The sequence below is a fragment of the Pseudomonas sp. Sample_22 genome, from assembly GCF_004307635.1.
Taxonomy (GTDB): domain Bacteria; phylum Pseudomonadota; class Gammaproteobacteria; order Pseudomonadales; family Pseudomonadaceae; genus Aquipseudomonas.
This window is the reverse complement of record NZ_RCNY01000081.1, coordinates 388,817-399,756: the sequence shown is the minus strand read 5'-3', so window position 1 is coordinate 399,756 and position 10,940 is coordinate 388,817. Positions and strand designations below refer to the sequence as shown.

Sequence of the window (10,940 nt, the reverse complement as noted above, 5' to 3'; positions counted from 1 at the left end):
CTGTGGGAGCGGGCTTGCTCGCGAAGGCGGTGACGAGTGGCATGGGGAAGACAGTTGCTCCCACAAGAAAACCGCGCTCAGAGCCCCGGGTTATCGATGTGCAGCACGGCACCGGTCACGCTCGCCCCGGCGCCGCTGGCCAGCAACAGCATGGGGCCATTGAGCTCCTGCAGTCCGGCGTCCTTGTCTCGGCCTGGGGCTATGACGTTAATGCGTATGCGGTGTGGTGTGAGTGACTGGGCCATGGCGCGGCTCATGCGGATCAGGCTGCTGTTGGGGCGCAGGCACGGGTTAGGCTCGCTGATGGGCTGCGGTGGCGGATCGATATTGACGATGCTGCCTCCGCGTTCGGCCCTGATCATGTGCAGGCTGGTGCAATGGACGATGTGATTGTTCAAGGCAACATGATCGCGCTCGGCGCTGTTGTTGATCAGCACATCGACGCTGCCAAAGCGTTGCTGGACGGTGTCCAGGGCGGCTTCGATACTCGGCCGGCGGGCATTGTCGAGGCTGATGATCAAGACTTCGCCCCCTTCCCAGCGCAAATCCGCTGCCAGTTGCTCCAACTGCGCCGGGTGTTGCCCACCGAGGGCCACACGCGCTCCGGCACGGCTGATCAGCCGGGCGAAATGCGCGCCCAGTCGAGTGGTGGCGTCGGCCACCAGCACCGTCTTGCCGGTCATGGAAAAGGGCTGCATCAGATCGCTCATGGACGCACCTCCACAGGCATGGCACGGCGGGTGATCATGGCTTGCGGCACAGGCGCCCGAGGCGACGGGATGGTTGCGGCGCCGAGCATTTTCATTACCAGTACCGAGTAATGGCGGATGACGGCATCGATGTCCCAGCGGCCATCGGTGCGGTACCAGACGCAAGCATGGGTCAGCATGTTGAACAGGGTGCGCGCCATCAACTTGGGTTCGGCGCAGCTCAGTGAACCTTCCTTGACCCCTTGTTCGAGCAGTTCCTGCAAGGCTTTCAAATACTGGCGCCGGGCTTGGCGGACCTGCTCCAGATCCTCTTCGGGGAGACTGCGCAACTCCAGATTGCCGAGCATCGCCTCGTCCTGATGTTCCAGATGATAGCGTACGTGGCAGGCGATGAAGGCGAGCAATTTCACATCGGCGCTCGCTGCCTTTTTCGGCCGACGCCGCGCCCACTCCCGGGACACTCCCTGGAAATACTCGAGGATCAGCTCCAGCAGCAGTTCGTTTTTGCCTTTGTAGTAGAGGTACAGCGTGGAGGCATTGATGCCTGCTTCGCTGGCAAGCTGACGCAGACTCATCGAACCGTAGCCATTGCGCGAGATCAGTTTGATGGCGGCCAGGCGGATATTGCTTTCAGTCATGTTCATGGTGTGATCCTGCGTTTCTGCGTCCCTGTAGGAGCGCGCCCGCTCGCGAAAATGTCCGCGACACCGCGGGGTGCCAGGCAGCCAGCGTTATCGTTGACGACCATCGCGAGCAGGCTCGCTCCTACAAGTGCAGTTACGGTTATTGCAGATCGCCGGCCACAGCGATGGTTTGCGCGGTGATGTAGTTCGACTCCGGCGAGCAGAACAGGTACACGGCGTCGGCTGCCTCTTTCACGGTGCCCGGGCGACCCAATGGGTTGCGCTGACTGAACGACTTGGCCGCCTCCGGGCTGATGCCGACACGAATGTCACGACCTTCGATGCTCACAGTCGCACCGGCATGGGCATCGGCGCTGGTCATGCGGGTTTCGATGAAACCGAATGCCACGGCATTGACGTTGACTTTGAAACGGCCCCATTCACGCGCCAGCGCTCGGGTCATGCCGAGGACACCGGCCTTGGCCGAGGAGTAGTTCATCTGCCCGGCGTTGCCTTTGAGGGCCGAAACCGAGGAGATGTTCACCACTTTGCGGAACACTTCACGCTCGGCTGCCGCATCGGCCTGGGCTTGCGCCTTGATGATCGGGTAGGCGGCACGCAGGATGCGGAACGGCGCGGTCATGTGGCAATCGAGGATCGCGTACCACTGCTCGTCCGTCATCTTCTGGATCACGTCGTCCCAGGTGTAGCCGGCGTTGTTGACGATGATGTCGATGGCGCCGAAGTTGTCCATTGCGGTCTTGACGTAGCGGTCGCCGAAGTCCGGGGCGCTGACGTTGCCGTGGCACACGGCAGCTTCGCCACCCAGTTTGCGGATTATTTCAGCGGTCTCGTGGGCCGGATCGGCGTCCAGGTCGTTGATCACGATGCGCGCGCCTTCGCTCGCCAGTTTCAGGGCGATTTGCTGGCCGATGCCACGACCGGAGCCGGTGACCAGTGCAACTTTGCCTTCGAGTTTTGCCATGGGGTGTTGCTCCTCAGTTATCGGTTTTGTTTAGAGAGCGATCACGGCGTCGCCAACGATCTTGGTCTCGCCGTATTGATTGGTGGTGCGCACTTCGACCTTGATCCGTTGCTCGCCCTCGACCTCGAAGCGGTCGACGACAGTGCCGCTGCAGGTGATCTGGTGACCCAGGTGGGTGATGCCAAGAAAGCGCACGCCGAACTCGCGCAAATGGCGCTGGTCGACCCATTGGGTCAGCAGGCGACCGAGGTAGGCCATCGACAACATGCCGTGGGCGAACACATCGGGCATGCCCGCCCGGCGCGCGTAATCGGTGTCGATGTGAATGGCGTTGTGATCACCCGACGCACCGGCAAACAGAGTCAGGGTGGTGCGGTTGATCGGTGGCAGGGCCAGTGGCGGTAGGGTGTCGCCGATGTTGATTTTTTCCAGGCTTATGGCGTTCATCAGTGTTCTCCGCTTCAGCTGTTGCGCTGCACGAGCACGCTGCGCAGATCCGCGACGTGCTCACCGTGCTGATTGGTGACTCGGGTTTCGCGCACCACGAATTCCAGGGCACCGCCTTTCTTGTCGTAGATGTCGGCGATGCGCACCTCGAAGCGCAACGTGTCGCCGGCGTAGGCCATACGGTGGTAGCGGAAGGATTCTTCACCGTGCAGGATGCGCGCGGTGACGATGCCCAGTTCGTCACGCCAGGCGTTCGACGGAATCTGGAACTCCAGCGAGAACAGAAAGGTCGGCGGCAGTGGCAGGTTGGGGTGGCCGGCATCACGTGCAGCTTGCTCGTCGAAGTAGATCGGGTTGGTTTCCCCGGTGGCCTTGGCGAAGAAGCGCAATTGACCTGCTTCGGCGTTGACGAGGAAGGTGGGCAGTTGTCTGCCGATGTGTTTCTTGTCGATCATCGAAATGTCTCCCTGGATTGCTGGCCGCGTCAGTTCTTCTGGTACACGGTCACCACGCAGGCGCCGCCCAGGCCGAGGTTGTGCTGCACCGCAATTCGCGCGTTCTGCACCTGACGTTGCTCGGCGGTACCGCGCAGTTGATGGGTCAGTTCGTAGCACTGGGCCAGGCCGGTGGCGCCCAGCGGATGTCCTTTGGAGAGCAAGCCACCGGACGGGTTGGTGACCCATTTGCCGCCGTAGGTGTTGTCGCCGTCGTTGACCAATTGCTCGCCTGCGCCTTCGGCACACAGGCCCAGGCCTTCGTAGGTCAGCAATTCGTTCTGCGCGAAGCAGTCGTGCAACTCGATCACGTCGATGTCTTGTGGGCCAATACCGGCCTGGTTGTAGGCGATGTCGGCAGCCATGCGCGTCATGTCGAAACCGACCACGCGGATCATGTCCTTGGTGTCGTAGGTGCTCGGCAGGTCAGTGGTCAGGGCCTGGCCGGCCATCAACACGTCGGTGCGCAGGCCGTGTTTTTTCGCGAAGGCCTCGGACACCACGATGGCGGCAGCAGCGCCACAGGTCGGCGGGCAGGCCATCAGGCGGGTCATCACGCCTTCCCACAGCATCGGCGCGGCCATGACTTCTTCGGCGCTCACCACGTTGCGGAACACCGCCAGCGGGTTATTGGCCGCATGACGGCTGGCCTTGGCGCGGATCTTGGCGAAGGTTTCCAGTCGGGTGCCGTACTTTTGCATGTGCGCGTAGCCGGCGCCGCCGAACTGGCGGATGGCATTGGGCAGGTCAGGCATGCCGATCAGTTCGTTGGCCAACACCAAGGCACGCTCAGTGGCCGGTGCGCGATCGGGCCAGGCAGATTTCAACGCGCCCGGGTTCATGTGTTCGAAACCAAACGCCAGGGCGCAGTCCACGGCGCCGCTGGCCACGGCCTGACGGGCGAGGAACAGGGCGCTGGAACCGGTGGCGCAGTTGTTGTTGACGTTAATCAGCGGGATGCCGGTCATGCCCACGCGGTACAAGGCTTTCTGACCGCAGGTTGAGTCGCCGTAGACGTAGCCGGCGTAGGCCTGCTGGATGTCAGCGAAGTCCACGCCCGAGTCAGCCAGGGCCTGGCGGATCGCCTGTTCACCCATGACATCGTAGGGCTCGTTGGTCCCCGGTTTCTTGAACTGGATCATGCCGACGCCAGCAACGAATACCTTATGGCTCATCGTGTATTTCCTTTTTTTGTTTTTGAGGATCAGAGCTTGCGCGCAATCAGTTCGCGCATGACTTCGCTGGTTCCGCCGTAGATGCGATTGACGCGGCAGTCGACGAACGCTCGGGCGATCGGGTACTCCATCATGTAGCCGTAGCCGCCATGCAGCTGGACCATGTCGTCGATGCATTTCCACAGGGTTTCGGTGGTGTAGAGCTTGGCGATCGCCGCTTCTTCGAGGGTCAGGCGCCGGCGCATGTGCTCGCCCAGGTAGTAGTCGACCATCACGCGCATGGCGGTGGCCTGGGCCTTGATGTCGGCGAGTTTGAACTTGCTGTTCTGGAAGTCCCATACGGTCTGGTTGAACGCTTTGCGGTCCTTCACGTACTCGAGCGTTTGCTCCAGCAGGCGCTCGAGCTTGGCGGCAGCGGACACGGCGATGGAGAACCGCTCCTGTGGCAGTTCACCCATCAGATAGGTGAAGCCCAGGCCTTCTTCACCAAGGCGATTGCCCACTGGCACGCGGACATTGTCGAAGAACAGCTCGGCGGTATCGGCTGCAGCCTGGCCGACCTTCTCCAGCTTGCGCCCGCGCTTGAAGCCGGCACGGCTGGCTTCCACGGCGATCAGGCTGATGCCCTTGGCGCCCGCGGACGGATCGGTCTTGCACACGACAATCACCAGATCGGCGGTCAGGCCGTTGCTGATAAAGGTCTTGCTGCCATTGATGACGTATTCGTCACCGTCGCGCACGGCGGTGGTACGCACAGCCTTGAGGTCGCTGCCGGTGCCGGGTTCGGTCATGGCGATCGCCAGGATGGTCTCGCCGGAGCAAATGCCCGGCAGCCATTTCTGTTTCTGTTCTTCGTTGCCGCAACGATTGATATAAGGAGCAATGACGTCGGAGTGCATGCTGAAGTAAGCACCGCTCACGCCAGCCCGGGCGAACTCTTCGTTGAACACTGCACAGTGGCCGAAATCCCCGCCGCCTCCACCGTACTCGGGGGGCAGGGTGATGCCCAGCAAGCCTTCGCGCCCGGCCTTGAGCCAAGTTTCCCGGTCGACCTGACCGGCCTTGTCCCAGGCTGCCTGGCGCGGCAGGCATTCGCGCTCGAAAAAACGCCGCACGGTGGTGCGAAACATCTCATGGTCGTCGCGGAAAACGGTTCGGGCGATATGCACGCAAGACTCCTCAATGATCACGGGCCCGGCCTGGGCCGGGCGCTGATGCAAGGCGCGAGCTGCGCCTTTGAACTGAGGGTTACGATAGGGTCGGGGGCTGGCCGGAACGCCACCCGAGGTGGGTGGCGGGAGGAAAATCAGAAAGCAGCCCAAGCCCCTGTAGGAGCGAGCCAGCTCGCGAATAACGCCCGGACATCGCGATCATTCAGGCATGGCGGGTCATCGTTCACGCCCATCGTCGGAACGCCGCCCGGAGCCGGCTCGCTCCTGCAGGATTCAGTGTCGGCTTGCGGCATTTTCCTGGGATTCGAGATCCCGCACCCGCGCCACCGCTTCGTCGCGGCTGTTGACCCCGAGTTTGCTGTAGATATGGCTCAGGTGCCATTTCACGGTTTCCGGAGACAGCCCCAGAGCACGGGCGATTTTTTTGTTGGGCAGGGCCTGGGCGAGCAAGCGCACCACTTCGATTTCCCGTTCGCTCAGGGGCTCCATGCCGCTGGCGAGAGGCTTGTTTGTCGGGGGCGGGGAGGGTTTGTCGCCTGGCACGGCGGGCGCAGTGACCTGCGCCGCCTGCAGGCGCTCGACGTAAAAGGCAAGCAGTGGGTCCAGGGTTTCTTTGCTGGCGATGTCCGAGATCAGCATCAACGCATCGGGGTGGGCGTCGAGCAAGCTGCGTAACAGGCCGAAGCGTTGACCGCGGCGCAGTGCTTCCATGACGTGATCACGGGCGGCATCGGTATTGCCGCGCTGAGACTCGATCACTGCGCTTAACACCAACAGGCGAACGGTGCCCAACTGACGGCGGTGCCGTTCACAGGTTTCGATCAGTTGCTCGATGCGTTTCAACGCACCGTCCAGGTCGCCCTGCTGAATTTGCCAGCGCGCCCGCGCATTCTCGGCCAGGATGTGGATTTCCTTGAGTGCACTGTGCCCGGCATCCGGGTGGCGCGCATCGATGGCTTCAAGGCGCGCCAGTTTGGTCCGGGCCTGCGAGTGCTCTCCGAGAATCATCAGCCATCGCACCTGCCAGGTCAGGCAGTAGGCTTGCAGGCGTTCCAGACCGAGTTTGATGGCGTACTCATCGAGCCGTTCGACATAGGCCAGGGCTTCCTGATGATTGCCCGCCAGCCATTGCACGTTCCACAGCACCTGCAACACACGCAACACCGAATCCGGAATGGAAATCCGCTCGAGAATATCGACCCATCCCGACAAGAGCTTGAAGGCAGCATCGACGTCATTGGTTTCGTACAGCACCTCACCCAGCAACGCGGCGGAGAGGTAGGTTGCATCGGCGCCGGCCTTGCCACAGTGTGCGGCCTCATGCATCACATCCCGATACACCCGCTCGGCCTGCTTCATCTGGCCTTCGAGGGCATGGCTCAAGCCAATCATGCAGCGGCCCTGAAGGCTGCCGGCGGTGGTGCCCAGCAGCGGTTCGCCATTGATCAGCAGCAGGGGGCGCTCGAGTTGCACCTGACGCGCCTTCTCGTATTCACCCCGGTGCATGTAGAGCCAGGAAAGGATGTTGGCGCATGAGCCAAGGGCGACACTGTTGCTGCCTGGCGGCGGATCGAGCAATTGCGGCAGGACGGTCATCGCCGCATCGGTGTCATCCCGTTGCAGCGCCAGTGAGGCCCGCAGGATCGCGATCATGAATCGATCGTGGACGTCAGCTTCGGGCACGTCGAGGAACAACTGATCAAGGCTATTGGCGCAGGCCACGAAATCCCTGGCATAGAGTTGCATCCGCGCCTTGAGAATGCGCAGTTTCACCCGCGCCTGCACTTGCTCGACAGGCAGCAGGCGAACCAGTTCGATCAACATCCGCAGGTCGCCATGGGCATACAGCGCTTCAGCATGTTGCTGCACCAGGTCGGCGGCGGCATCCGGGGCGCCGGCCATCACCGCATGGTGCACCGCCTCATCCAGATGCTGGTGATCACGAAACCAGGCCCATGCGCGGGCGTGCACCGCCTGTTGTTCGGCCGGGCTGCGCGAATCGAAATACTTGAGCAGGGTTTCGCGCAGCAGCGGGTGCAGGCGATACCAGGTTTCCGGCGCGGCACTGTCTACCGGAATCAGGAACAGGTTGTCCCGTTCCAGTCGCGCCAGCAAGGCGTTGGCCTCGCGCACCGCTTCCGGGTTGCCGCTGAGGGCGGCGCACAATGAGGCGCAAAAGCGGTTGCAGACCGCCATCAGCAACATCAAGTCGAGATCGGTCGGCGACAGGTGGGACAACACCTCGACTTCAAAGAACTTCGCGAACGCCTGGTCGTCGCGCATTTGTGTCTGGTCGATGGACGTGACGAGCGAGCGGTTTTTCTTGCGACTGACCGCGAGCAGTTGCAGCCCGGCCACCCAACCGTCGGTCAGCTCATGCATGCGCTTGGCCTCCTGGGCGCTGATATCGCCCAGTTGTGCCTTGAGAAACTGTTCCGATTCGGTGGCCGTGAAGCGCAAATCCCGCAGGTTCAGGTCCAGCACCAGTTCCTGGCTGCGCAACCGCGCCAGCGACAACGGCACGGCACTGCGCGATACCAGGGCCAGATGCAGATTGGCCGGGGCGTAGTCGATCAGCCATTGCAAGGCCTGGTGAATGCCGACATCGGTCAAATGGTGCAGGTCATCGAGCACCAGCACCAATTCCCGCGAACGGCTGGCAATGCTGCGCACCAGGGTGATGACCGTACGTTCCACCGCTTCGCTGTCGATCCCGCGACCTTCCAGCTGGGTGGCCTCGTGAACAAGCACAGGGTTAACCTGGCCGAGGCTGGCCAGCAAATAATCGAGGAAACGGGTCAATTCGTTGTCGTCGGCAGACAGGGTCAACCAGGCCACATCGAAGCCCAGCGGCAGCAGCGCCTGACGCCAGGCAATCAACGTCGAGGTCTTGCCGCAGCCTGCCGGCCCCTTGAGCACGATGCAGCGCTGGCGGCGGGCCTTGAGCATCTGATCTTGCAGGCGCTCGCGGGAAATCAGGCGTCCGGCACTGCGCGGCGGAATCAGTTTGGTGCTGACGATCGGCGACTGAGTCGGATTCAAGACCAGGCGGGCGGGCGTGTCCAGGGCATTGGACTTGCGGGGTTTGTCCATGGGGCTGTCCGAATCTTTTTTTGTTATGGGATTGCATTGAATCCACAGGAGTGTAACGCACCACCGGGCAGTCATGACCCTGTGTTTGGCATTCGCCACCCGATGCGGGTGGTGGTCCCCGGATAACGGATTGATTTACTGGATGGCACAAAATAGGGGTGCTGACTGGCGCTCCGTCAGAACAAGGAGCGGCGGCAATGGGCGTACTGAGCGGCATTCGAGTAGTTGAATTTGAGGCCATCGGCCCGGCGCCTTTCGGCACCATGCTGCTGGCGGACATGGGCGCCGACGTGGTGCGTATCGACCGTCCGGTCAAGGCCAGCGACCTGGGGCCGAAATTTGAAGGCAAGCGCGCTGACATCACCGGCCGCAACCGCCGCTCGGTCACTCTGGATCTGAAACGCCCGGAAAGTGTCGCCGCCGCGCTGGAGCTGATCGAGCGCGCCGACGTGCTGATCGAAGGTTTCCGTCCCGGCACCATGGAGCGCCTGGGCCTGGGCCCGGAGGTGGTGTTGGCGCGTAACCCGCAGTTGGTTTACGCACGCATGACCGGTTGGGGCCAGACCGGGCCGATGGCCGACCGTGCCGGCCACGACCTGAACTACATCGCGTTGTCGGGCGTGCTGTCCACCATTGGTCCGGCCGGTGGTCGACCAGTGCCGCCCTTGAACCTGGTCGGCGATTACGGCGGTGGCGGCATGCTGCTGGCCATGGGCGTGCTGGCGGCGCTGGTTAACGTGCAGCGTGGCGGGGCGGGACAGGTGGTCGATGCCGCCATGACCGAAGGCGCGGCGCAGTTGGGCTCGGTGATCTGGGGCCTGTTGGCCGGCGGTCACTGGACCGAGCAGCGTGGCAGCAACCTGCTCGATGGCGGTGCGCCCTGGTACGACACCTACCAAACCCTCGACGGCCAGCACATGTCGATCGGGCCGATCGAGGCGCGCTTCTACGCCGACATGCTGGAGATTCTCGGGCTGGCAAACGCCGATCTGCCGGGGCAGCACGATCGCGCCGGTTGGCCGCGCTTGCGTGAGGCGTTTACCGCAGCTTTCCTCAGCCGTACCCGGGCAGATTGGGCCGAAGCGTTTGCCCGCAGCGACGCCTGCGTGGTGCCGGTGCTGGGCCTGGCCGAAGCCGCCGAACACCCGCACAGCGTGGCCCGTGGCAGCTTCATTGAGGTTGACGGCGTGGTCCAGCCAGTGCCGGCCCCGCGTTTTCTCGGCACGCCCTCGGCCCCGCCACGAACGGCGCCGCAACGCGGCGAACACGGGCACGATGCGCTGCGTGACTGGGGTTTCGACAACCTCGCCATCGAGCGTCTGCATGCGCTTGGCCTGGGCTTCAAGGCCTGACCTCCCACCCATAAAAACAACGAAGAGGTTAGTCCATGGCCATTCAGTTCAAGATCATCGATCACGTGGCGCTGATCACGCTCGATGCGCAACCGTCGAACAACGCACTGACCGTCAGCGAGCTGATGCACCTGCGCAAGACACTGGTGGCTTGCCAGGATGATGAGCAGGTGCGGGTCATCGTGCTCACCGGTGCCGGAGATCGCGCGTTTTGCTGCGGTGCGAGCCAGAAGGAATCGTCGCTGTCGACAGTCGGTCACATCGCCAGCGCCATGAAGAGCCGCGAGACTGAAGCCGAAGAGGGTGGTTACACACGTTTGTTCGATCTCACTGATCTTGAGGTCTGGAAGCCACTGATTGCGGCGGTCAATGGTGCTTGCCTCGGGGGCGGTCTTGAACTGGCATTGCAATGTGATCTGCGTCTTGCTGCGCACGGCGCCACCTTCGGTTTGCCCGAAGTGCGCGATGCGAGCATTCCGGCCGCGGGTGGTGTGCAGTACCTGCTGCGGACGGTGCCCGCCGCCCACGCGATGAAAATGGCCCTGACCGGCGAGCCGATCAGCGCGCAGGAAGCCTTGCGCATCGGCCTGATCGTCGACCTGCTGCCCCGGGAGCAACTGCTGTCGGCGGCCTTGACCCTGGCCGAATCAATCGCTGCCAACGGTCCGCTGGCGGTGCAGTCGATCAAGCGTCTGGCGCTGCAGACCGCGCATTTATCCCCCCGCGACTTCGTCACCCTGGCTCATCTTCATTGGGGGCTATTGCGCGATAGCAAGGACCACGCCGAAGGGCGTGCGGCCAGCAACGAACAGCGCGTCCCCAAATACACCGGCGCCTGACGGCGTTCTTCACCCTCGCATTCGTCCCGGCCTGACAACAATAATTCACA

The 10,940-nt window shown here is 62.7% G+C and carries 10 protein-coding genes; 2 read left to right on the top strand and 8 right to left on the bottom strand.

Features of this window, described 5'->3' with window-relative positions; genetic code table 11:
• Positions 1–77: 77 nt before the first annotated feature.
• From D8U73_RS21685 to D8U73_RS21650, 8 genes are all read right to left on the bottom strand, one after another.
• Entirely contained in the window at positions 78–710 is a 633-nt protein-coding gene (locus D8U73_RS21685) for an SDR family NAD(P)-dependent oxidoreductase (RefSeq protein ID WP_130905748.1), read from the bottom strand.
• Entirely contained in the window at positions 707–1,354 is a 648-nt protein-coding gene (locus D8U73_RS21680) for a TetR/AcrR family transcriptional regulator (RefSeq protein ID WP_130905747.1), read from the bottom strand. The genes D8U73_RS21685 and D8U73_RS21680 overlap by 4 nt, the downstream gene beginning before the upstream one ends.
• Positions 1,355–1,493: 139 nt before the next feature.
• Positions 1,494–2,318 carry an SDR family oxidoreductase gene (locus D8U73_RS21675; protein WP_056856577.1) on the bottom strand — a complete coding sequence of 275 codons (825 nt, stop codon included), beginning with the start codon at positions 2,316–2,318 and terminating at the stop codon, positions 1,494–1,496.
• 30 nt (positions 2,319–2,348) lie between these two features.
• Positions 2,349–2,765 (bottom strand): MaoC family dehydratase, encoded by a 417-nt coding sequence (locus D8U73_RS21670; protein ID WP_130905746.1) that lies wholly within the window; start codon positions 2,763–2,765, stop codon positions 2,349–2,351.
• Positions 2,766–2,779: 14 nt separating this feature from the next.
• Positions 2,780–3,220: a MaoC family dehydratase N-terminal domain-containing protein gene (locus tag D8U73_RS21665; RefSeq protein WP_130905745.1), complete on the bottom strand. Its 441-nt coding sequence runs from the start codon at positions 3,218–3,220 to the stop codon at positions 2,780–2,782.
• A gap of 29 nt (positions 3,221–3,249) precedes the next feature.
• Entirely contained in the window at positions 3,250–4,434 is a 1,185-nt protein-coding gene (locus D8U73_RS21660; protein WP_056856574.1) for a lipid-transfer protein, read from the bottom strand.
• Positions 4,435–4,463: 29 nt separating this feature from the next.
• Positions 4,464–5,564 carry an acyl-CoA dehydrogenase family protein gene (locus D8U73_RS21655; protein WP_236708514.1) on the bottom strand — a complete coding sequence of 367 codons (1,101 nt, stop codon included), beginning with the start codon at positions 5,562–5,564 and terminating at the stop codon, positions 4,464–4,466.
• 315 nt (positions 5,565–5,879) lie between these two features.
• Complete coding sequence (locus D8U73_RS21650) at positions 5,880–8,699, bottom strand: LuxR C-terminal-related transcriptional regulator (RefSeq protein ID WP_130905744.1); 2,820 nt, start codon at positions 8,697–8,699, stop codon at positions 5,880–5,882.
• Positions 8,700–8,896: 197 nt separating this feature from the next.
• On the opposite strand from D8U73_RS21650, the gene D8U73_RS21645 reads away from it, so the two are divergent.
• Positions 8,897–10,051, top strand: coding sequence for a CaiB/BaiF CoA-transferase family protein (locus D8U73_RS21645; RefSeq protein ID WP_130905743.1), 1,155 nt, complete (start codon positions 8,897–8,899; stop codon positions 10,049–10,051).
• 35 nt (positions 10,052–10,086) lie between these two features.
• Positions 10,087–10,890 carry an enoyl-CoA hydratase-related protein gene (locus D8U73_RS21640; RefSeq protein WP_130905742.1) on the top strand — a complete coding sequence of 268 codons (804 nt, stop codon included), beginning with the start codon at positions 10,087–10,089 and terminating at the stop codon, positions 10,888–10,890.
• Positions 10,891–10,940: the final 50 nt, after the last annotated feature.

Excerpts from the sequence above, each read along its gene's own strand:
- D8U73_RS21640 (WP_130905742.1), top strand. The coding sequence starts at position 10,087 with ATGGCCATTCAGTTCAAGATCATCGATCACGTGGCGCTGATCACGCTC.
- D8U73_RS21675 (WP_056856577.1), bottom strand. The coding sequence starts at position 2,318 with ATGGCAAAACTCGAAGGCAAAGTTGCACTGGTCACCGGCTCCGGTCGT.
- D8U73_RS21645 (WP_130905743.1), top strand. The coding sequence starts at position 8,897 with ATGGGCGTACTGAGCGGCATTCGAGTAGTTGAATTTGAGGCCATCGGC.
- D8U73_RS21650 (WP_130905744.1), bottom strand. The coding sequence starts at position 8,699 with ATGGACAAACCCCGCAAGTCCAATGCCCTGGACACGCCCGCCCGCCTG.
- D8U73_RS21655 (WP_236708514.1), bottom strand. The coding sequence starts at position 5,564 with ATGTTTCGCACCACCGTGCGGCGTTTTTTCGAGCGCGAATGCCTGCCG.
- D8U73_RS21680 (WP_130905747.1), bottom strand. The coding sequence starts at position 1,354 with ATGAACATGACTGAAAGCAATATCCGCCTGGCCGCCATCAAACTGATC.
- D8U73_RS21685 (WP_130905748.1), bottom strand. The coding sequence starts at position 710 with ATGAGCGATCTGATGCAGCCCTTTTCCATGACCGGCAAGACGGTGCTG.
- D8U73_RS21660 (WP_056856574.1), bottom strand. The coding sequence starts at position 4,434 with ATGAGCCATAAGGTATTCGTTGCTGGCGTCGGCATGATCCAGTTCAAG.
- D8U73_RS21665 (WP_130905745.1), bottom strand. The coding sequence starts at position 3,220 with ATGATCGACAAGAAACACATCGGCAGACAACTGCCCACCTTCCTCGTC.
- D8U73_RS21670 (WP_130905746.1), bottom strand. The coding sequence starts at position 2,765 with ATGAACGCCATAAGCCTGGAAAAAATCAACATCGGCGACACCCTACCG.